This window comes from Kocuria carniphila (assembly GCF_004136555.1).
GTDB classification, from domain to species: domain Bacteria; phylum Actinomycetota; class Actinomycetes; order Actinomycetales; family Micrococcaceae; genus Kocuria; species Kocuria carniphila.
Genome location: NZ_NOIT01000020.1, coordinates 14,052 through 35,074, shown reverse-complemented (window position 1 = coordinate 35,074; position 21,023 = coordinate 14,052). Strand labels below are relative to the sequence as shown.

The 21,023-nt window shown below is 65.8% G+C and carries 16 protein-coding genes; 10 read left to right on the top strand and 6 right to left on the bottom strand.

Annotated elements, in window-relative coordinates; genetic code table 11:
• Window positions 1–217 precede the first annotated feature (217 nt).
• Genes EWV37_RS13765 through EWV37_RS13755 form a run of 3 tightly spaced genes read left to right on the top strand, consistent with a single transcriptional unit; the run spans window position 218 to window position 4,939 of the window.
• The gene (locus tag EWV37_RS13765; RefSeq protein ID WP_238663287.1) at window positions 218–1,612 is read left to right on the top strand and encodes a glycosyltransferase family 4 protein; all 1,395 of its coding nucleotides are present in this window, start codon (window positions 218–220) and stop codon (window positions 1,610–1,612) included.
• A gap of 41 nt (window positions 1,613–1,653) precedes the next feature.
• The gene (locus tag EWV37_RS13760; protein WP_238663286.1) at window positions 1,654–3,426 is read left to right on the top strand and encodes an alpha/beta hydrolase family protein; all 1,773 of its coding nucleotides are present in this window, start codon (window positions 1,654–1,656) and stop codon (window positions 3,424–3,426) included.
• Window positions 3,419–4,939: a lipopolysaccharide biosynthesis protein gene (locus EWV37_RS13755; protein ID WP_238663285.1), complete on the top strand. Its 1,521-nt coding sequence runs from the start codon at window positions 3,419–3,421 to the stop codon at window positions 4,937–4,939. The genes EWV37_RS13760 and EWV37_RS13755 overlap by 8 nt, the downstream gene beginning before the upstream one ends.
• Before the next feature lie 6 nt (window positions 4,940–4,945).
• On the opposite strand, the gene EWV37_RS13750 is transcribed toward EWV37_RS13755, so the two are convergent.
• From EWV37_RS13750 to EWV37_RS13735, 4 genes are read right to left on the bottom strand one after another with little or no spacing between them, the layout of a single operon-like run.
• Window positions 4,946–6,022, bottom strand: a complete 1,077-nt coding sequence (locus EWV37_RS13750) for a glycosyltransferase (RefSeq protein ID WP_129702271.1) — start codon at window positions 6,020–6,022, stop codon at window positions 4,946–4,948.
• Window positions 5,997–7,379 carry a hypothetical protein gene (locus EWV37_RS13745; protein WP_238663284.1) on the bottom strand — a complete coding sequence of 461 codons (1,383 nt, stop codon included), beginning with the start codon at window positions 7,377–7,379 and terminating at the stop codon, window positions 5,997–5,999. The genes EWV37_RS13750 and EWV37_RS13745 overlap by 26 nt, the downstream gene beginning before the upstream one ends.
• Window positions 7,376–8,605 carry a glycosyltransferase gene (locus tag EWV37_RS13740; protein WP_129702269.1) on the bottom strand — a complete coding sequence of 410 codons (1,230 nt, stop codon included), beginning with the start codon at window positions 8,603–8,605 and terminating at the stop codon, window positions 7,376–7,378. Before EWV37_RS13740 ends, EWV37_RS13745 begins: the two co-directional genes overlap by 4 nt.
• Complete coding sequence (locus EWV37_RS13735; protein WP_238663283.1) at window positions 8,595–9,245, bottom strand: YveK family protein; 651 nt, start codon at window positions 9,243–9,245, stop codon at window positions 8,595–8,597. Before EWV37_RS13735 ends, EWV37_RS13740 begins: the two co-directional genes overlap by 11 nt.
• A 249-nt stretch (window positions 9,246–9,494) precedes the next feature.
• Between EWV37_RS13735 and EWV37_RS13730 the strand changes: the two genes are divergently transcribed.
• The 3 genes from EWV37_RS13730 to EWV37_RS13720 all read left to right on the top strand — a co-directional run bounded on the left by EWV37_RS13730 (window position 9,495) and on the right by EWV37_RS13720 (window position 12,684).
• Window positions 9,495–10,526, top strand: a complete 1,032-nt coding sequence (locus EWV37_RS13730) for a glycosyltransferase family 2 protein (RefSeq protein WP_129702267.1) — start codon at window positions 9,495–9,497, stop codon at window positions 10,524–10,526.
• A gap of 137 nt (window positions 10,527–10,663) precedes the next feature.
• Window positions 10,664–11,800 (top strand): uroporphyrinogen-III C-methyltransferase, encoded by a 1,137-nt coding sequence (cobA, locus tag EWV37_RS13725; protein WP_095796796.1) that lies wholly within the window; start codon window positions 10,664–10,666, stop codon window positions 11,798–11,800.
• Window positions 11,797–12,684 (top strand): sirohydrochlorin chelatase, encoded by an 888-nt coding sequence (locus EWV37_RS13720; protein ID WP_238663282.1) that lies wholly within the window; start codon window positions 11,797–11,799, stop codon window positions 12,682–12,684. Before cobA ends, EWV37_RS13720 begins: the two co-directional genes overlap by 4 nt.
• An 80-nt stretch (window positions 12,685–12,764) precedes the next feature.
• Here the strand turns inward: EWV37_RS13720 and EWV37_RS13715 are convergent, their stop codons facing one another.
• Window positions 12,765–13,607 carry a uroporphyrinogen-III synthase gene (locus EWV37_RS13715; RefSeq protein WP_095796795.1) on the bottom strand — a complete coding sequence of 281 codons (843 nt, stop codon included), beginning with the start codon at window positions 13,605–13,607 and terminating at the stop codon, window positions 12,765–12,767.
• Window positions 13,608–13,711: 104 nt separating this feature from the next.
• Here EWV37_RS13715 and mfd point away from each other — a divergent pair, with 104 nt between their 5' ends.
• Entirely contained in the window at window positions 13,712–17,443 is a 3,732-nt protein-coding gene (mfd, locus tag EWV37_RS13710) for a transcription-repair coupling factor (protein WP_095796794.1), read from the top strand.
• Here the strand turns inward: mfd and EWV37_RS13705 are convergent.
• Window positions 17,434–17,676, bottom strand: a complete 243-nt coding sequence (locus tag EWV37_RS13705; protein WP_129702263.1) for a hypothetical protein — start codon at window positions 17,674–17,676, stop codon at window positions 17,434–17,436. The two genes, mfd and EWV37_RS13705, sit on opposite strands and share 10 nt — an antisense overlap.
• Window positions 17,677–17,924: 248 nt before the next feature.
• Here EWV37_RS13705 and EWV37_RS13700 point away from each other — a divergent pair, with 248 nt between their 5' ends.
• Genes EWV37_RS13700 through EWV37_RS13690 form a run of 3 tightly spaced genes read left to right on the top strand, consistent with a single transcriptional unit; the run spans window position 17,925 to window position 20,969 of the window.
• Window positions 17,925–18,509: an FAD synthase family protein gene (locus EWV37_RS13700; RefSeq protein ID WP_238663281.1), complete on the top strand. Its 585-nt coding sequence runs from the start codon at window positions 17,925–17,927 to the stop codon at window positions 18,507–18,509.
• A 22-nt stretch (window positions 18,510–18,531) separates the two neighbouring features.
• Window positions 18,532–19,530, top strand: coding sequence for a dTDP-glucose 4,6-dehydratase (gene rfbB, locus EWV37_RS13695; protein ID WP_095796792.1), 999 nt, complete (start codon window positions 18,532–18,534; stop codon window positions 19,528–19,530).
• Window positions 19,527–20,969 carry a sugar nucleotide-binding protein gene (locus tag EWV37_RS13690; RefSeq protein ID WP_129702261.1) on the top strand — a complete coding sequence of 481 codons (1,443 nt, stop codon included), beginning with the start codon at window positions 19,527–19,529 and terminating at the stop codon, window positions 20,967–20,969. The genes rfbB and EWV37_RS13690 overlap by 4 nt, the downstream gene beginning before the upstream one ends.
• The last annotated feature ends 54 nt before the right edge of the window (window positions 20,970–21,023 follow it).

Sequence of the window (21,023 nt, the reverse complement as noted above, 5' to 3'; positions counted from 1 at the left end):
AAGCTGGAGTTGGGCTGTCCGCTAAAGATCGGACAGTCAGTTTGCCCCCAGGGCACTGCCGATCACGTGCTCAAACCTAGACTGAAAAAGACCCGCGGCGGGGGAATGTCGAGGGTCATAAATACGGGTGGGGATCCCGTGACCTGCGTGTTTTCATCACGCTGACCAGGCACGCCGCTGACCCATAAGCGGTGCGCGTTTCATCAGGGGGATATAGATGACCGGTTCCAGTTCGCCTGCCACGGGCACGTTGATGCAGCCGACGCGCCGCGAGAACCCCGGTGCTCGGCATGGAACGCGCACCCTGCTGGCTCCGCATCGAGAAGCCCACGATCCGGAGCCGCCGCGCGGGCCCGTGGTGCTGCACGTGGTCGAGGCGTTCGGCGGGGGAGTGGCCGCGGCGGTACGCGATTACGCCCGGGCCACCCCGGAATGCGATCACCATCTGTTGTGCCACTTGCGACCGGAGGCCGTGAACCTCGAGGACGAGTGGGACACTGATTTCGCGTCCGTGCGTTTCCTTCCCGGCGGCCACCTGGCCAATTTGAAAGCCACCCGCTGGGCCATCAGCGAGATCCACCCGGACGTCATCCACTCCCACTCCAGCTACGCCGGTGTGTATGCGCGCCTGGCCGTGGGGCACCTACCGCGTAAACCGGTGGACACGCTGTCCCCGCTGCGCACACCCGGGGCCCCCACGACCCGCGCCGAGCGACACGGTGACCTGTTGCGCGAAGGCCAGCGGCGGCGTCGTCTCCGTGCCGAGAAATTGGCCGAGCGCGGCCCACTGCGGCGCAAGGTACAGAAGTACTTCGACCCCGCACTGGCCCACATCAAGCAGGTGTACACGCCGCACGCGTGGTCGTTCTCTCGCCTGGACCATTCGCGACTGACCCGCCTGGGCTTCTGGGCCCTCGAAGGTGCCCTGGCCGCACGTACGGACGTGCTGGCGGGCTGTTCCAAGGCGGAGAACAACGTGGCCCACTGGGGACCGGTGTCCCCGCGCACGGTCTACGTGCCCAACGTGGCCGAACCGGACTCGGTCCGCAAGCCCACCAAGGGTGCGGACGAACCGCTGGTCCTGGCCGGTGCCGGTCGCCTCACGGCCCAGAAGGACCCGGTGTTCTTCGCGGAGACGGTCCAGGCCATTCGCGATGCCGGATTCCGGGTGGCCCCCATCTGGGTCGGTGGCGGTGACGAGGACGTGGAGCAGTTGTTCCGCGACTACGGCATCAAGGTCACCGGCTGGATCTCCCACGAACAAGTACAGGAGCAGCTCAAGACCGCGGACGTTTATCTGCACACCGCGCGCTGGGAAGGGTTCCCCATCACGGTGCTCGAGGCCGCCGCGAACCACATCCCGGTGATCGTGCGCCGCATCCGAGTGTTCGACGATTCCGGCCTGCCGCTGGTCGTGGACACCCCCCAGGACGTGGCCGCGCGCTGGAACGAGATCGTGGATCCGGAGACCCGGGACCACCTGTGCGGCTGGTCCCAGCAGGCGTTGTGGGAGAACTGCCGCAAGATTCAACGAGACCGACTGTGCGAGATCTACGGGGTGCACGTACCCCTCCTGGAGAAGAAGGCGCTGGGCGCACCGTCGACACCATGACGACTGATGCACTACGGGCACGAGAACTACAGGGGAGAGTTATGCAACAAGGCAACTATGCGGGAATTCCGGGACAGGCGATGTGGACCCGTCGCGGAACCGACGCACTTCAAACGTGGATCCACACCCCCGTGGACGGGCAGGCACGAGGGCTCGTGCTACTCGCACCACCGGTGGGTCGCGAACACATTCAGGCTTATCGCTCCAACAGGCAATTGGCCATGCTCTTGGCCTCGGAGGGCTACTGCGTGGCCCGGGCGTGCTACCGCGGAGTGGGAGATTCGCACGCGCTGGAGCCGGATCAGAACGTGGTGGAAGCCTGGCGGCAGGACCTGCTCGATACCGCGGCCCACGCGCGTCAGGTGTGCGGGACGGAGGAGCTTCCCGTGTGGGCCATCGGTCACCGGATGGGAGCCACCCTGCTCGCCGGGATCGCCGAGCACTTCGATCACGTGATCGCGTGGGAACCCGTGGCGGGGTCCGTCTTCGTGAAGCAGTGGTCCCGACTGCGCAATGCGACCCTGCCCGATATCCCCGTGGGCGACCGCGTGGACCTCATGGGGCTGTGCCTGGGGAACGAGCAGGCCGCGCAACTCTCCAGTCTGCGCGACCCCCGCAAACTCGCGAACCTGCCGGAGCACGTGGCGATCTTCCGTGAGAAGGATCAACCGCGCGCCAAGGTCATGTACGGCGTGGAGTCCCTGGACACCCGCGTGCACTACGACATCCTGGATCAGCTGATCCGCATGCTTCCGCGCCCCGTACTCACCCCCGTGGGAGGCGACGGCCGCGGACCACTGCGCAATGAATTCACCGCTCCCACCGGGGTCGAGTGTGCCGAGGAGATCGTGCGGGTCGAGCCCAAGGACTACATGGGCGTACTCACGGGCCCGGTGCTCACCGACAAGCCTGGCCGCCCGATTGCCTCGTGGACGGATAAGCCCGTCACGTTCTACGCCCCGGGTGCCTCCGAACCGCGCGACGGTTCCGCACTGTGGTCCGAGACCGCGCGGGAACTCGCCGGACACGGGGTAGCGAGCCTGCGTGCCGATCGCGACGGCGCCGCGGATCGCGCCGAACTCTGGGCGGACCGCGATCCCAACCCGTACCGGCACGCCAATGCCCAGGCCATGCGCGAGCAGGCTCAGTGGCTGAACAACCACTTCAACTCGACCGTGGTGGCCACGGTGCTGTGCTCGGGCGCGTGGGACACGCTGTGCGCCGCCCGCGAGCCTGAGGGCATTCCGGTGGAGGGGATGATCCTGCTCAACCAGAACGAATGGCGCATGAAGCAAGAGTTCTTCGACGAGCTGCGTAAGACGTACGACGCCGACGCCCGACTGCACGCCGCCGCGCTCACCTCCCGGCAGGCCAAGGAGGAACTCGCCCGCCCGGCCACGCCGCGCAGGGACGCGGTGAAGGACAAGGTGGCCGGGGCGGCGTCGGCGGCACAGAGCGTCCTTGGTGCCGTCAAGGAAAAAGGCTCCTACGCGCTGCGCCACTACGCGCCCGAACCGGTCTGGAACCTGATTGCGCGGCACCCCGAGGCATCCATTGCCGACTACATCCTGGACCGCGCTAGTCGCAATGCCCGCGTGGTGCTGCTGGTCGGACCGCAGGACGAGCCCCGCTACCGCGAAACCCTGACCCCGCGAGCCGTGGCGCGGCTGACCGGGCGCGGCCGCGACATCCGCGAGGAGTACCTACCCAACGTGGACCATTCCATCCTGTCCCGCACCGCCCGCGACGTGGTGGTCACACGAGTCGTTGAACTGCTCTCGCAGTGGGAAGGGCGGTCGCCCGCGAATGGCTAAGCACTCACTCCTCACCGACAAGGCCACCGAAGCCGGCGAGTCCCGCCTGGGCGCCAACATTGCCTGGAACTACATCTCGGGGTTCACCAGCGTCTTCGGACTACTCCTGCTCTACCCGTTCGCAATCACGATCGTGGGGGCGGAAGCGTACGGTCTGTGGGTGTTGGCCTCCAGCGCGATTCAGCTGCTGACGATGTCCGATTTCGGCCTGGGAACGGGCATCGTCCGCACCCTGACCGACATCCCGGACAACGCTGAACATCGGCGGGATCGGCGCAGTTTCGTGGCGGTGGCGCTCGCAGTGTTCTCGGTCCTGTCGGTGGTGCTCACCGCCCTGTACTTCGTGGCTTTCCCGCTGTACCTGACCACGGTGGACGTCCCGGAACAGGACCGCAATGCCGTGCTACCGCTGGTGATTGCGGCGGGTGCCACGCTGTTCTTCTCCGTACTGGGGCGCGCGTGCAATTCGATTCTGTGGGCCCTGAACCGCCCGGACATCGAACGTAAGGCCGCCGTGGTCGCCATCCTGGGGCGAGCGGCGGGTTATGCACTGCTGATCCCGCTGAAGGGTGGGCTGATCGCGATCGTGATGGTGGAGTGTGTTTCGCTGTTGCTTCCGCCGCTCGTGTGTTTCTGGGCCGTGTACCAGCGGTTTGGGCTGCCCCGGATGATCCGCGGTGCGTGGCGACTGCAGGGCAAGCCGTTGTTGAAGATGTCTTCGGTGCTCTCCATCGGTTCGCTGTCGCTTCTGGGTGTCTATCAGTTGCCGCTGTTCATCGTGGGCCCCACGCTGGGTCTGCAGGCGGCCACGGCGTTCGGCGCGCTCATGCGTGTGTTCCAGAGCGCCCGGTTGATCATCAGTTGGATCGTGATGCCGTTCGCGTACCCCATTAAAAAATCTGCGCTGGGGGAGGCCGGGGAGCACATCCGGGTGGCTTTCACCGTGTCCCTGCTGGTGGGACTGCTGATCAGCGTGCCGCTTGCGGCGCTTCCCAATGAGCTGCTGACGGTGTGGCTCGGCTCCGAATTCGCGTTCGCGGCTCCGGCTCTGGCTGTGGTGGTCGTGGGCGTGATGGCCGAGGCCATGGGCCAGGTACCCAACCTGATCATGACCCTGCGCGGGAACCCGTTGATCGCCTCGCTCATCAGTCTGGCTGTCCTGTTGCTGACCCTGCCGGCGGTGTGGTTCGCGTCCGGTACCGGAGACCTGGGCTACGTGATGCTGGCTGCTGTGGCTCCGCTGTTATTGCTCGTGCCCGTGCAGATCTACTTCAGCGAGCGCACCGAAACCAGCGGTTCGTGGGCCAAGCACGTGCTTGTATGGCTGGGCATGGTGTTGGTCGCCGCTGCTGCGGCCGTGGCTTTCGCGCTGCTCGCCCAGGTTCTTGGAGACGTTTTGAGCATCGGCGTGTGTGCGTTCGTCCTGGGCGTCGTGTTCCTAGGCGCGTTCAAGCGGATCCGACGCCGCGACGACGTTCTCAACGAGCGCGACGCCGCCCAAGCACCGGCCTGAGCACCCTCAGAGCAGCTGCACGTACAGCTGGCGGTAGGTATCGGCCGTGACCAGCGCGTCGAATTCGGTGGCGGCCTTGTCCCAGCTGGCCTGTCGCATGCGCTCGCGGTCCTCCGGCGACTGCTGCACGTGCCAGGTCATGGCCTCAGCCAACGCCTCGGAATTCCGCACGGGCACCACGGCGCGCTCATCCACGGTGAGGTCCTTGGCATCCCCGGTATCGGTGGTGATCACGGGGACCCCTTCTCCAATGGCCTCGATGCCGGCCATGGGCAGCGCCTCGTGGTAGCTGGAGAACACCACGGCGTGGGCGGTACGGATCAGCTCGCGCACGTTGTCGACCGGTCCCAACAGAGACACGGCGTCGCGGATGCCCAGCCGGTCGAGTTCGCGGGTGAGCTCCCGGTTGTCGTTGTCCACCCCGTGCCCAGCGCACACCAGGGTGGCCCCGGGGACCCGTTCGCGCACCCTCGCGAACGCGCGGAACAGGTTGGGGTGGTCCTTGGGCTCTGCAAAGCGAGCCAGGTGCACGAAGACCGGGTCCCCTGACGGTTCCGGGGCGGGAGCACTGGCCGTGGCGCTGCCGTTGTGCACAATCCGCATCTGATTCACCGGGAACCGGTAGCCCAGCTTCGCGGCAAAGTCCTTGGCGGAGGCCGAACACGCCACCACGGCTTCGAATCGTCCGGAGAGTCCCGCCACCGTCCGCCAGACCACCTTGGCCACGGGGTTGGAGGAGACATCCAGACTCGAGTGCAGCGTGGACACCCTCGGGCGACCGTGTGGAGTGAGCTCATTGATCAGATCGGACTGGTGCAGGTGCGAGTGCACCACGTCGATCTTGTGCTTCTTCACCAAGCGGAGCACGTCGCGAACGCCTTTGGCCGGCACCACGGACTTGCGGGACATTCCCGAGTACGTGGTGCTCGTGGCCACCGACTCGAGTCGGGAGGACAGCGACGCCGGGGAGAGCAGGACCAGCAGGTGTGCCTCGTCCCCGGGGCGGGTCACACGCAGCAACTGCTCGATCAGCGTCTGGGCGCCGCCGGTGTCGGCGTCATTGACGATGTGCAGAATGCGCATGAGGCAACCTTTCGGTGGGATGGGTGTTCGAGCTTGATCGCGGGTCGGTCGAAGAAGGCGCCGGCGGATCCGGCCAGGAACGGGTCAGCTCCAGCCCCAGGCAGATACCCGCCATGCCCCAGATCCAGAAGGCGGAGTCGTAGCTGATGGTCAGGCCGGAGATCACGGCCCACACGATGAACGCGCACACACCGAGCCACAGCGGATTCCGCCCACCGGCGCGCAGGATCAGCACGGACATGATCAGCACCAGACCCAGCCCGAAGAAAATGCCACTCTCCAGGATGACCCGCCCCGTCACGCTGTAGATGTCCGGCAGCGGATTGTAGTGCTGCAGATCGCCCAGCGGCATGCGGTGGGTCAGGAAGATCTCATTGGTGTTGCCGCGGCCCACGCCCCACAGGAACACGGCGGGGTCCGCGAAGAAATACCGCACGGAGGCGGCGATCGACGAATAGCGATCGGACCAGGACCAATTGAAGGATTCACTGCGGTCCTGGAGCGTGCGTGCACCGATGGCCACGGCACCGGCGAGTCCCGCGGGCACCAGAATGATGCTGGCCCACGCGTTGCGGGCGGCGTACGGGGCAATCGCGGCGATCAGCACCACGCCCAGCACGACCACGGCGCTTCCGGAGCCTGAAATGGCCACGGCCCACAGCACCAGCGTCAGGGCGACGCCGTCCCGCAGGTTGATGGTGCGGTGGTAGTGGCGCACCAGGATCACAAGTGCCATGGCCATGAGCGACAGTGAGCCCACCATGAACGAGGTCTCCGGGAACATCCCGAACGGTCGGCGCACGTACGTCAGGAACGTCTCGGTGAACTCGGAGACATTGGCGTAGCCGGGCAAGTCGTAGAAGGACTCGAACGGCACGGTGTCGAGGATGTCGAAGAAAATGTACTTCTGCACCAGTGCGTACGCGGCGCTGAGCAGAATGGTCCAGCTCAACCACGCGATCGCCCGGTAGCGCAGGAACACGATGGCCGCCGCAGCACCCGCGAAGGGCAGGGTGAACACGACCCACGTCACGGACCCGGCGACCTGCCACGGTTCCGGGCTGATGAACATCCGCACAGCCGCGGCAAAGAACGGAGCGGTCGCCACGAGCAGCGCGGTCCACATGATGGGCATGTACTTGGCGCAGCGGGCAATCAACGCCACGGCCACCACACTGGTCAGGGGCAGGTTGGTGTTCGACCCCGTGGGTAGCGCGGCGAACGGCAGAGCGGACAACACCAGCAGCGCTCGCGACAGGTTGCGGTCCAGACGCGTGCCGGTTTCGGGCAGGGCACCGCGCTTGGGCAGCCGCACGTGCTTGGGGGCCCAGATGGCCCACAGCGGCCGCTGCCTCACGCTCGCTCCGCGCTCATCACCGCGGCCACGGACGGCGCCCAGTCCTGGTGCTTCGAGGCCGACGCCGCCGCCGCGTGCGTTCCGTGCCCCGAACCCTCGCCCACAGGCTGGCGCGAGCTGTCGCGTGAACCAGACACGGCGGCGTCGAACGCCGTGCGCAGGGCTGCACCGAAAGCATCGGTGTCGTGCACGTCCGCGGCGGTGAAGTGCGGGTAGTCGCCGGCTTGGGCGCGCAGGGACGCGAGGTCCGAGGACACCACGGGCACCTCGGCGCCCACGGCCTTGGCGAGCACGCCGCTGTGCGCGTCGAAGTGGGTGTAGGGCAACACGATCACCGCAGCGTTGAGGATGAACGCGTTGAAGTCTTCGCGGGACAGGAACTCGTCCGCGAAGTCCACGCAGCGGTCGGCCGCAGCACGGCGCGCGAGCGAATAGGACAGTTCGGGACTCTCTGCGGCACCGCGCACGAGCAGCGGGATGCCCGCGCGCACCGCCGCGTCCATGGCCAGCTCGATGCCCTTGTTGGCGCGCAACTCACCGATGCACAACGCGTAGGGCGTGCTCGGAATCGCACTGGATGCTGGAGCGTCGGCCAGTTCGAGACGTGAGGACACCGGCAGGTCCACCGCGGTCACCGGCTTGGCCGTGTAGCCGCGCACGATCTCCCCCTGGTCCTGACCGTGGGTGATCACCTGATCGGATCGGCGGGCGCACGAGCGCTCGAGCCACAGCAGCACGCGTTCGCGCACGGCCGGGTTCGTGAGGTCAAAGTGTGGTTGGGCGTTATGCACGAACACCGAGACCGCCTGACCTCGGGATGCGCACAGGACGCGCGGCAGCGGGTATTTGGTGGAATCCAGCGCCAGCACGGCACGGCCGTCGGCCTGTTTGGCGACCGAGCGGACGGCGGCGTGCTCCCGCAGCAGATCCGCGACCTGAAGAACGGGCTTGACGAGTTTGCCGAGCTTGGACTCGGGGGACTGGGGGCGCCGCGGCGGCACCGTCTCCACGACCTGAATCGGATGATCCGATCCCCAGCCAAGGTACTCCCGGGCACCCGGGCGGGACACGAGCCACACCCGGTCGGCCTGTGGATCCTCCAGCAGCGCGAGCGCGAGGTCAGCGGCGTGCTCGAGCTGCCCTCCGTACTCGGTGGGGCACACCACCACGGCATCTCGCGGGGTGGTTCGTGTGGGTCGTGACGGATTGTCGTGCTCAGCGCTCATGAGAGCCTCCGGCTTGCAGTCGTCGTAAACGAGAGGACGGCTTATCACCGCGCACCAGGACGATCAGCAATCCGAGAACCAGACCCACGAAGAAACCCAGGGCGGTGTTGAGCACCAGGGAGGGCGCGGCGGGATTCTCCGGGGTCGCCGCGCGTTGCACCACGGTCAGATTGACTCCGGCTTGTTCGCCGCGCTGCGGTCCGGACTCCAGCGACTGGCCGACCTCCACCAGACTTTCGGCGGTGGCCTGCGCCAGGCGCGCGGTGTCCTCGGGTGCATCTCCCGTGGCGGTGATCGTGATCATCGCGGTGTTGGGCTGATTGGTCACGGTCACGGCGGATTCGGCCAGCGATTCCGGCGTGGCGTCCAGACCGAGTTCATCCACCACCGGTTGCAACACCGAATTGGTCGTGGCCACCTGCGCGTACGAACCGGCACGGGCCATGGCGAACTGTTCACCCATCTGCAGGTCGGTGACCGACTGAGGGTTGGCCACGTTGACGAACACCTGCGCCTGGGACTCGTAGGACTTCGGCATGATCAGGGCAGAACCCGCGCCCGCGATGAGTCCCAGCACCGCGGTCAGAACAACGATCCACCACTGCTGTTTCAAGCAGCGCATGTACTGATTGAGATTCACTCATCTCCCCCTTGAATAAATGCAAACGCTCACGACCCGCGCGAAAGCGGTACGGACCGTTCCCCAAAGTGTTCGCATTCAAAACTGTAACGACACCCCCCAACATCTGGCGCGGCGGGATCGTTGATTTCACGGATTCGTGCCCTTATGTGTGGACGAATCATCAGGGGCGCCGCGCGGTGGCCACTTCCTAGACTGGAGGCGAGACACGTAGGGGAGAGCGTGCTCGTCACTACAGGGGGAATCAACGTGAACGACAACAGGGAAACCGAACTCGAATACCCGCTCATCAGCGTGGTGATTGCGGTGTACAACGGCCAGGACCTGGTGGGTCAGGCCATCAGCAGCGTGCTGCGGCAGACCCATCCGAACATCGAGCTGTTCATCGTGGACGACGGGTCCACGGACCATACATCGCAAGTGCTCGAAGGCTTCGAGGCACTCAGCCGGCCCGGCCGCGAGGTCCGTGTTCTTCGTCAGGACAACGCGGGCTGCGGGGCCGCTCGCAATCAAGCGCTGACCATGGTGACCGGGGATTTCATCACGTTCCTCGACGCGGACGACACGTTGCTTCCGAACCACCTCAGCACGCTCTTGGAACGCTACGAGGAACTCGACACCAACGAGAGCGCGTCCCGAACCGTCGTCTATGCCAACGCCTTCCAATGCACCACGGGCGGGATCAACTCCGGGCGTCTGCAGTACCGCGAGAAGATGCCCGAAGCCGATCAACAGCGCTCGGTGATTCTGGAATACAACATCGGTAGCCTCTACGGATTGTTCCCGCGCTGCTTTTTCACCGAGGTGGGAACTTTCGACCCGGAACAGGTCTTCGTGGAGGACTGGGAACTGTGGCTGCGCGCCATCTACTCCGGCTGGCGTTTCGCCCGCGTGGACGAGGTCACGAACATTATTTCGTGGACCGGGGGCTCCATGCAGTCCCAGCGCGATCGCATGGCCGCGGGTGAGGAGCTGGCCCTGCAGAAAACCCTGCGGCGTTTCGACGGAAAATTCAGCACCGAAGAACGTGCCAAACTGCTGCGGCGACTCAACTACGGGTCTCCGCTCGCGGCGGCGTCGGAAGCGGAACAGGCACTGCGTGACGGCCGCGGGGACGACGCCAAGGAGCATCTCAAGCGCGCTGCCGAGATGATGCCCACGCAGCGTCGCGTGCGGGTCAAGTCGGCCATCGCCCATTTACCGGGCGGCACGCGCTGGTTGGTCAACCGGCAACGATCCGTGGACCGCAGCGTGGGGTACAACGAGCAGATGCGCCGCTGAGTCGGCACACGAGTCACGCGAGGTAATGCACGCGGCCAACGCACGCGTGGCCTGCGGGATTGGGAGCTCGCACCGATAGCATCGACTGCGACCCGCCCCGGATGCTCGGGGTTCAGCCTCGATTCCCGGGAGAGTTCATGCACGCCCACGTCGACCTCGGTTCCGTCACGGTCGCCCTCCTGGGGCCTCGACGACTGACGACGACGCTGCGCGACACCTACCAGCGCGCCGCCGCCGGGGTCGTGGAATTCGACCGCCCGGAGGACGTGTCATCGCGATCACTGAGTGGGGTGGGCTACGCGGTCATCGCTGTTCCCGAGACCACGGATTCCGCCGACGCCCTCGATGGCGCTGATGTCTGGCGCGGCGCGCTCGCCACCGCTGGTGCCGCTTTGCCGGTGAGCGTGGAACGAGTTGCCGAACGAACCCGCGGCAGCATCACCCTGGTGGGAGGCGGCCCCGGTGATCCGGGACTGATCACCGCCGCGGGTCTCCACGCGCTCGCGCACGCGGACGTGATTTACGCCGATCGCCTGGCCCCGGCCGTCACCGACGAACTGGCTCCCGGGGTGCGGGTGGTTCCGGTGGGTAAGCGCCCCGGACACCACCCCGTACCCCAGTCCGAGATCCAGACCCAGATGATCGAAGCTGCTCTGGCGGGGGAGACCGTGGTCCGGTTCAAGGGTGGCGACCCCTTCGTGTTCGGGCGCGGGGGCGAAGAACTGCTGGCCTGTCGTGAGGCGGGTGTTGACGTCCATGTGATCCCCGGGATCACCTCCGCCGTGGCCGTTCCCGAGAACGCCGGCATCCCGGTGACCTTCCGTGAACTGAGCCGGTCCTTCACCGTGGTCTCCGGACACGACCCCCTGGACGAGAACGAGCTGGAGCACCTCGCAGGGCTGTCCCGCTCCGGGGCGACCATCGTGCTGCTCATGGGCATGGCCACCCTGCCACAGACCGTCAGCGGGCTGGCCCGTCACGGACTGGCCGGGGAGACACCCTTGGCCGTTCTGGAGAAGGGCTTCAGCCCCGAGGAACGCAGCACCTATACGACCCTCGCCACTGCCGTGGTGGATGCCGCCGCCGCGGGCTGCGCCTCTCCCGCCGTCACCGTGATCGGCCCCGTGGTGCACGCGCTCGCCGACGGCGCTCGGCCGGGCTCGGGCGTGCCGGCGTCGGAGATGCCTACTTCAGACGCCCCTGTTTCAGCTGCGTCGAACGGGGACACACCGGACGCGGGCACACCGGACCCGGGACGGGAAGCGCGGTCATGATGGCCCGTGATGAACCGGCCGCACAGGCCAATGGTGCTGTCCAACGAACCGCGCATGCGCGGCCCGTTCTGCTGGCTTGCGCTCACGGCACCGGGAACTCCGAGGGCCAGGCCGCCGTGGCGCAACTCGTCGAGGGGATCCGCGCGGAACTCGAATCGGTCCGCGTGATCGACACCTGGGTCGACGTCCAGGAACCGAGTCTGACGGACCGCACCCGCGAACTGGCGCGCGAGCCCGCCGTGATCGTTCCGCTGCTGCTTTCGGCCGGGTACCACGTGTACGTGGACATGGCTCGGGCCATCAAGGGGAACCCGGATCATCGAGTGGCTGCGGCCCTCGGACCCGATCCGCGCCTGTCCGTCATCATGGCCCGACGTCTGACCGAGGCCTTGCGAGAACAAGGTGCAGCGCCGATCACCGAGAACGACACCGTGATCATGGCCGCCGCTGGATCCTCCGAACCTGACGCCGTGCGGGATTGTCGAGTCACCGCTGATCACCTCGCCCATGAGCTCGGTGTGCCGGTTCAGGTGGCCTTCCTCTCGGCGGCAGAACCCACCGTCAGCGACGCGGTCGCGGAGGCCCGCGAATCAGCAGGCAACTTGGCAAGCAACCGGGCCAGTGGCCTAGAAAACGGCCAAGAGCGTGGATCAGAGAGTGGATCGGGGTCCTGCCAAGTGGGCGGCTCAGCGACTGGCCGAGTGAGCACAAGTGGCCGAGTCCTGGTGGCCACCTATCTCCTGGCACCGGGGTTCTTCCACAACAAGACCTTGAAAGCTGGCGCAGACATCACCGCTGCACCTCTACTCTTGCCGGATGCACCCACGCCGCCCGAACTCACCGAACTCGTGATCGAGCACTACGAACAGGCCGTTCACGGATAACCGGATCAAGGTTGTGTCGGCACGGGCTCATGCACAGGCACAGGCACAGGCACGAGCGTCAGCTCAGTAGCCACCACGCCCTACAAGCCGTCTGCGGAGCCCTCCGCGCGGGCGTGATCGCACACCGCACGCACCATGGCACCCAGTCGGAACCGTTCGGGCACTACGGCCAGCACGTCGGCCTCTTCCAACGGCTGCACACACACGGGACCGATGGCCACCGCGGTGCAATGACCACCCCTCAATGCACTCACCAGCGATTCGTACGTGCCCGCGGCGCGGGCGGCGTCGAACAACGCGTCCGCGGCCGGTGCGGCGGTGAACGTCACGTAGTCCACGTCTCCCGAGGCAATCGAGCGGGTCAGGTCGGCCAGCCTGGAGCCTTCGTCTGCTGAGGCCCACTGATAGGGGGCCACGGTGAGCACCCGGAAACCGGCATCGGACAACCGCGTGAGCTGTTCCTCATCGGTGATGCCGTGTACCTGAACCGCCACGGTGCCGCGTGAATCACGAGCGATTAAAGCGTCCACGATCTCACTCGTGCGCCCCGACTGGCCCGTGTACTCGCACGGGATCTGCTTCGATTGCAGCTGCCCCTTGGCCTTGGCACCGCGCGCGTAGACCGCCGTTTCGCGCAGTAAGTGCACCAGGTCGTCACGCAGATCGGCGGTTTCGGCCACGGCCAGCCACCGTTTGAGCCCGTAGCCGGTGGTGATCACGACCGTCTCCGGACGCGAGGCGAGGATGTCGCGGGTGGCGGCCAGAACGGCGTCGTCCTGGTCGGCGGGGACCAGCTTGAGTGCCGGCGCGTGCAGCACCCGGGCGCCTTGCCGTTCGAAAGCGCCCGCCTGTTCATCGGCGCGCCGGTGCGCGGTGATGGCCACGGTGCGGCCGGTCAACGGTGCCTCTGCGTGAGCGTTCATGTCTCCAGCGTACGAGCTGAGCGTGTCTGCGGCGGCGAGTAGGCTTGGGCGCGTCCCCGACACTCTCAGGGGATTTTACCGTCCACACCAGGAGTAGCCCGCACATGTCCCTGACCGGTTTGCACACCGCGCTCACCGAGGACCGCACGTTCGCCAACATCTTTGCGCAGGCGTCCCGCCCGCCGGCCGAACGGTCGAGTGAGACGATCATCAGCGCTCCGGACGGCCTGCGCGCACCCATCCTGGCCCAGATCGTGGCGGGTCTCCACGACGACGCCGCTGGGTCACCTTCCGGTCCCGCCCCCGTGACCTTCGTGGTCACCGCGACCGGCCGTGAGGCCGAGGACCTCGAGGCGGCACTTGCCTCCTATCTGCCGGCAGAGCAGATCATGAACTTCCCGTCGTGGGAAACGCTGCCCCATGAACGGCTGTCCCCGCGTTCGGACACCGTGGGCCAGCGGCTCAGTGTGTTGCGTAAGCTGGCGCACCCGGGATCCGACGAGGCACCGCTGCGCGTGATCGTTGCGCCCGTGCGTTCCGTCCTGCAGCCGGTCGTGGCCGGGCTCGGTGACATGCAGCCCGTGACCCTGGTGGCCGGTGAGGAATACGCCTTCGATCAGCTCATCAAGGACCTGGCCAACGCTGCCTATTCGCGCGTGGACATGGTCACCAAGCGCGGTGAGTTCGCGGTGCGCGGTGGCATCATCGACGTCTTCCCGCCCACCGAGGATCACCCGGTGCGCCTGGAATTCTTCGGTGACGAACTGGACGAAATGCGCTGGTTCGCCGTGGCCGATCAGCGCACGGTGACCGGGGTGGATCACCCCACCAGGATCGTGGCCTCGCCGTGCCGCGAACTGCTGATCACGCCCACGGTGATGTCCCGCGCGGCCAAGCTCAAGGATCAGCTGCCCGGTGGCCGGGAGATCCTCGAACGCATTGCCGGTGGTCAGTACGTGGAGGGTATGGAATCACTTGCTCCGCTGCTCGCGGACGACATGGTCCCTGTGCTGTCCTTGGTGCCCGAGGGATCCATGACCGTGGTGATCGAACCCGAGAAGGTGCGCGCCCGCGCCCACGACCTGGTGGCAACCAATCAGGAATTCCTCATGGCCGCGTGGGAATCGGCCTCCGGCGGCAGTGATGCTCCGTTGGATCTCAACACCGCAGTCGAGTCCGAGGACGGGCAGGAACGCAGCCTGGCCGCCGGATCGTTCCACGAGATCGCGGAGACCCGGCAACTCGCCCTGGACCGATCCGTGGGCTGGTGGTCGATCACCGGACTCAACGTGAACGCCGTGAGCGTGGGTGACATCGACGCAGATTCCACCGAGGAAGAAGTTCGCCTGGCGGACACGGACGCGGACACCCTCAACGTCGCGGCACGGGAACCCGCGCGATTCTCCGGCGACGTGGACGCCATGTTGCAGTTCATGGCGGGTCGCATGGCCGAGGGTTGGCGGGTCGTGCTCGTCACCGACGGACCCGGTCCGCTCGACCGACTGAGCGAGTTGCTGCACGGTGCCCAGATTCCTGCCGCCCATTTCGAATCCATCGACGAGGCGCCCGAGTCGGGGTTGGTGGAACTCACCACGGCGCGTGCCGGTCGAGGGTTCGTTTTCGAGGGGCCGCGGATCGCGCTGCTGACCGAGGCCGATGTTCTGGGTCGTTCCACGGCGTACACCACCCGGGACATGCGCAAACTGCCGCAGCGGCGCAAGCGTAACCAGGTGGACCCACTCACCCTGCAGAAGGGTGATTATGTGGTGCACGAACAGCACGGTATCGGTCAATTCATTGAACTCGTGCAGCGCCCGATCGCCGGTGCGATAATCACCCCGGGTCAGCCCAAGCCCATGCGCGAATACCTCGTGCTCGAATACGCGCCGTCCAAGCGCAACGGTCCCCGGGACCGCTTGTTCGTGCCCACCGACCAGCTCGATCAGGTGAGCACGTACGTGGGCGGGGAAGCGCCGTCGTTGTCCAAGATGGGCGGCTCGGACTGGAACAAGACCAAGCGCAGCGCCAAGAGGGCCGTCAAGGAGATCGCCAACGAGCTGATCCGGTTGTACTCGGCTCGCATGGCGTCCAAGGGGCATCCCTTCGGGCCGGACACCCCGTGGCAGCGTGAGCTGGAACAGGCGTTCCCGTACATCGAAACCCCGGACCAGCTGACCACGATCGACGAGGTCAAGGCGGACATGGAACGCCCCATCCCCATGGACCGCTTGATCTCCGGCGACGTGGGCTACGGCAAGACCGAAGTGGCCGTACGTGCCGCGTTCAAGGCCGTGCAGGACGGCAAACAGGTAGCGGTTCTGGTACCCACCACGCTGCTTGCCCAGCAGCACACCGAGACGTTCGCCGAGCGGTTCTCCGGATTCCCGGTGCGCCTGGCTACTCTGTCCCGGTTCCAGACCGCCAAGGAATCCAAGGCCACGCTGGAAGGCTTGCGATCCGGCGCGGTGGACGTGGTGATCGGTACCCACCGGCTGCTCAGCAAGGAAATGCAGTTCAAGAACCTGGGCCTGGTCATCATCGACGAGGAACAGCGCTTTGGCGTGGAGCACAAGGAGAAGCTCAAGGCCATGCGCACCGACGTGGACGTGCTGGCGATGTCCGCAACGCCCATTCCGCGCACCCTGGAGATGTCCATGACGGGCATCCGCGAGACGTCCACGCTGGCCACCCCGCCCGAGGAACGCCACCCCGTGCTCACCTACGTGGGCCCCTACACCCAGAAGCAGGTGTCCGCGGCCATCCGGCGTGAGCTGATGCGCGAGGGCCAGGTGTTCTTCATTCACAACCGGGTCTCGTCGATCGACGCCCAGGCCAAGGCACTCGCGGAACTCGTACCCGAGGCGCGGATCGCGGTGGCACACGGGCAGATGACCGAGTCCCGGTTGGAGCAGATCATCGTGGACTTCTGGGAGAAGAAGTTCGATGTGCTGGTCTGCACGACCATTGTGGAAACCGGTCTGGACATCGCCAACGCCAACACCCTGATCGTGGACGGCGCGGACCGTTACGGCCTGTCCCAGCTGCATCAGCTGCGCGGCCGTGTGGGGCGTGGCCGCGAACGCGCCTACGCGTACTTCCTGTATCCGGCGGAGAAGCCCCTGAGCGAAACTGCCCTGGAGCGGCTCAAGGCCGTCGCGGCGCACAACGAACTCGGTTCGGGTATGCAGTTGGCCATGAAGGACCTCGAGATCCGTGGTGCGGGCAACCTGCTGGGTGGCGAGCAATCCGGTCACATCGCAGGTGTCGGTTTCGACATGTACCTGCGTCTCGTGGGCGAGGCCGTGGCCGAGTACCGCGGTGATCAGGACCAGGCGCCGTCGGAAATGAAGATCGAACTGCCCGTCAACGCGCACCTGCCGCACGACTACGTACCGGGGGAGCGGTTGCGCCTGGAGGCATACCGCAACATTGCCAATGCCGCCACGGAAGAGGCCGTGGTGGAAGCCGGCGAGGAGCTTCAGGACCGTTACGGACCACTGCCCACCCCGGTCAAGAATTTGTTGGACGTGGCGCGACTGCGCATCTTGGCGCGCGCTTCGGGACTGACGGATGTGGCCACGCAGGGCAACATGATCAGGTTCGCGCCGGCTGACCTGCCGGAGTCGCGAGAGATGCGGCTCAAGCGCATGTACCAGGGTGCGCAGATCAAGGCGATCCCGGGAACCGATCGGCGCATGGTGCTCATTCCCAAACCCAAGACGGACCGGATCGGCGGCAAAGACCTCGTGGACGAAGCGATCCTGGCGTGGGCACGCGAAGTGCTTGACGCGATCTTCCCGGTGACCACGACGCAGCCTCCCAGCGATCAGGACTGAGCTGACGCCCGTGCCGTGTGCTGCACGTCAGACATGCTGTGCGGTGCATGCGCGGAGGTGGCCACCTGCGGGCGCGCGTTGCTGACGTAGTTGTACACCAGCGCGCCCAAGGCCACCAGGATCACCAGAGTCAGCAAGGTCGTGACTATTGTGGCCGCTCGCGAACCGTTCGAATCATGGTGAGATCTGTGTCGCTGGATCGTGTTCTCGCTCAACTGAATGTGCCCCATCATCTGTTCTCCCCCGGGTGCTCCCCTTACCGTCCCGGACCTTCACTATGCTCCGGCAACAGGGGTGGGGGCCAGAGGGAATCGCGAATTTGGGGATAAATCCGCGCAAGTGTGGACAGCTTGAACACGGGTTTGTCCACCATTCGGCGGTTCATTGGGTGAACAGTCTCTAAATTCTTCTCTCGCTTGCTACCGTAGAAGAAGCACTCTGCTCGGTGGGGACCGTGCAGTGTTGGTCTTGAGGGGGAATTATGGCGGCTGAGCGCACCACCACATCACTTTCCGAAACGATTTCGGAGCACGACCGCCACGGGCACAGTGGTTTAGGACTGTCCGCTGCGGAATTACGGGGCTTACCCCAAGACAGCGTGGTGGGATATGCGGCCGGTGCATTTGACCTGTTCCACGTGGGGCACCTTAACATTCTTCGCCAAGCCAAGCGACACTGTGATTACCTGATTGCCGGAGTCGTCAGTGACGAAATGTTGGAGCTGACCAAGGGCCGTGCCCCGGTGGTACCCGCGGCCGAACGCGCCGAGATCGTCTCCCACGTGAAGTTCGTGGACGAGGTCCACATCGAATCCGTCGAGGACAAGCTCGATACCTGGGCCCATGTGCGGTTCGACCTGTTCTTCAAGGGCGACGACTGGAAGGGCACACCGCGCGGTCGTGACCTGGAGGAACGTTTCTCGGAAGTGGGGGTGGAGCTCGTGTACTTCCCGTATACCGTGCATACCTCCTCTACGCGGCTGCGCACGGCACTCGATCTGTTGAGCACCCCTCAGGCCAGCAAGGCACCGCAGACACTCAAGGATGGTAGCCAGGTCAGCTCCTGACGTGCCCCTAGGATTGAGGACCATGGGCAAATTACTCGTCACCGGGGGCGCCGGTTTCATCGGATCCAATTTCGTTCGTCACATCCTCGAGAACACAGAACATTCGGCGACGGTATTGGACAAACTCACATACGCGGGAAATCGGGCGAACCTAGACGGTCTTGATCCTCAGCGCTGCGAATTGGTCGCGGGAGATATTACGGACGCTGAGCTCGTGGATTCTTTGGTCCGCGATTCTGACGCGGTGGTGCATTTCGCCGCGGAATCGCACAATGACAATTCTTTGCGCGATCCGTGGCCTTTTGTTCATACCAATCTGATCGGCACGTACACGCTGGTTGAGGCGGTGCGCCACCATGGAACCCGGTTCCACCATGTATCCACGGACGAGGTGTTCGGGGACCTCGAGCTGGATGACCCGGCCAAGTTCACGGAGGAAACTCCCTACAACCCGTCCAGCCCATATTCCTCGACCAAGGCGGGATCGGACCTGTTGGTCCGTGCGTGGGTGCGCTCCTTCGGCGTTGCGGGAACGCTGTCAAATTGCTCCAACAACTACGGTCCGTACCAGCACGTTGAGAAGTTCATTCCGCGTCAGATCACCAACGTGCTCAGCGGCAGCAAACCCAAGCTCTACGGTGCGGGCCACAACGTGCGGGACTGGATCCACGCGGACGATCACTCCGCCGCCGTGCTGCGCGTCCTGGAAGCCGGCGAGATCGGCCGCACCTATCTGATCGGCGCTGATGGCGAGGCGGACAATCTCACGGTGCTGCGAACCATCCTGCGGCTCATGGGCCGGCCGGAGGACGAGTTCGACCATGTCACCGACCGCGCCGGTCACGACCTGCGCTACGCCATCGACGGCGAACGCACTCGCCAGGAGCTGGGCTGGGAGCCGCAGTTCACGGACTTCGAATCCGGCCTGCGGAACACCATCGAGTGGTACACCGAGCACCGCGATTGGTGGGAACCCGTCAAGGAAGCCACCGAGGCCAAGTACCGGGAGGCCGGTCAGTGAGCGCTACGCAGGTCCAGGTCCACACCACGGCGATCGACGGTCTGCTGATCGTCGACCTCCCGCGCCCAGGTGACAATCGCGGTTGGTTCAAGGAGAACTGGCAACGCGCCAAAGCGGTCGAGGCGGGGCTTCCGGACTTCGTTCCCGTGCAGAACAACATCTCCTTCAACGGCACCCGTGGCACTACGCGCGGCATCCACGCCGAGCCGTGGGACAAATACGTCTCCGTGGCCACCGGGTCCATTTTCGGCGCGTGGGTAGACCTGCGTCGCGGTCCCAGCTTCGGCACCGTGGTCACGCACGAGATCACGCCCTCCACCGCCGTGTTCGTGCCACGAGGGGTGGGCAACGCGTTCCAGACCCTCGAGGACGCCACCGCCTACACGTACCTGGTGACCGACCACTGGTCCGCTGACGTGCAATCGGCCTACAGTTTTGTGAACCTTGTGGATCCCCAGTTGGCCATCAATTGGCCCATTGCGCTGGACCAGGCGGAACTGTCCGAGAAAGACCGCAACCACCCGCTGCTCGCAGCCGTTGAGCCATTGCCGCCCGCGCCGGTCCTGGTGATCGGTGCCGGTGGCCAGTTTGGTTCCGCGCTCACACGCGAGCTGACGGAGCGGGACTTGCCTTACACCGCCTACACTCGTTCCGACCTGGACCTCGCCAACCCCGACGGCTGGCCCGAGGACGTCCGCACGGGAGAGGGGCTGCGCCGCTATCGCGCCGTTATCAACGCCGCTGCGCACACCGCGGTCGACGCCGCCGAGACTCCCGAGGGCCGCGTTGACGCCTGGGCCGCCAATGCCACGGGCGTTCGTGCCCTGTCCGGAGCGTGTCAGCGCGGGGGAGTGCCGCTGGTGCACGTGTCCACGGACTACGTGTTCGACGGCCAGTTGCCGCTCGGGCAGTTCTACGCGCCCGACGCCGCTCCGGCACCCGTCTCCGTGTACGGCCAGTCCAAGGCCGCGGGCGAGTGCGCGGTGACCGCGTGGCCCAAGCACTACCTGGTGCGAACCAGCTGGGTGATCGGCTCCGGACACAACTTTGTGGCAACCATGGCCAGGCTCGCGGAGAACGGCGTGGACCCTTCTGTGGTCTCGGATCAGCATGGCCGCCTGACGTCCGCGGCCGATCTGGCCGCGGGACTGCTGCACCTGGTCGACAGCGGAGCTCCGTACGGCACGTACCACCTGACCGGTTCGGGCGAGCCGACCACGTGGGCGGAGATCGCCCGCTGGACGTTCGAGGAACTGGGCCACGATCCGCAGCGGGTGACCCCGGTGACCACCGAGGAGTACACGGCGGGCAAGACCGGCATCGCTCCGCGACCGACCAACAGCTGCCTGGACATCTCCAGCCTCGACGTCGTGGGCTTCACGCCCCGGGACAGTGCGGCGGTGGTGCGCGAGGCGCTCGAGCGCCGAACCGAGGACTGAACCGAGGCCCAAGCCGAGCGGTACCGAGGACTGGACCGAGCCGTACCGAGGATT

Excerpts from the sequence above, each read along its gene's own strand:
- EWV37_RS13700 (WP_238663281.1), top strand. The coding sequence starts at position 17,925 with ATGGCGGCTGAGCGCACCACCACATCACTTTCCGAAACGATTTCGGAG.
- EWV37_RS13750 (WP_129702271.1), bottom strand. The coding sequence starts at position 6,022 with ATGCGCATTCTGCACATCGTCAATGACGCCGACACCGGCGGCGCCCAG.
- EWV37_RS13705 (WP_129702263.1), bottom strand. The coding sequence starts at position 17,676 with ATGATGGGGCACATTCAGTTGAGCGAGAACACGATCCAGCGACACAGA.
- EWV37_RS13740 (WP_129702269.1), bottom strand. The coding sequence starts at position 8,605 with ATGAGCGCTGAGCACGACAATCCGTCACGACCCACACGAACCACCCCG.
- EWV37_RS13720 (WP_238663282.1), top strand. The coding sequence starts at position 11,797 with ATGATGGCCCGTGATGAACCGGCCGCACAGGCCAATGGTGCTGTCCAA.
- EWV37_RS13755 (WP_238663285.1), top strand. The coding sequence starts at position 3,419 with ATGGCTAAGCACTCACTCCTCACCGACAAGGCCACCGAAGCCGGCGAG.
- EWV37_RS13715 (WP_095796795.1), bottom strand. The coding sequence starts at position 13,607 with ATGAACGCTCACGCAGAGGCACCGTTGACCGGCCGCACCGTGGCCATC.
- cobA (WP_095796796.1), top strand. The coding sequence starts at position 10,664 with ATGCACGCCCACGTCGACCTCGGTTCCGTCACGGTCGCCCTCCTGGGG.
- EWV37_RS13760 (WP_238663286.1), top strand. The coding sequence starts at position 1,654 with ATGCAACAAGGCAACTATGCGGGAATTCCGGGACAGGCGATGTGGACC.
- rfbB (WP_095796792.1), top strand. The coding sequence starts at position 18,532 with ATGGGCAAATTACTCGTCACCGGGGGCGCCGGTTTCATCGGATCCAAT.
- EWV37_RS13765 (WP_238663287.1), top strand. The coding sequence starts at position 218 with ATGACCGGTTCCAGTTCGCCTGCCACGGGCACGTTGATGCAGCCGACG.
- mfd (WP_095796794.1), top strand. The coding sequence starts at position 13,712 with ATGTCCCTGACCGGTTTGCACACCGCGCTCACCGAGGACCGCACGTTC.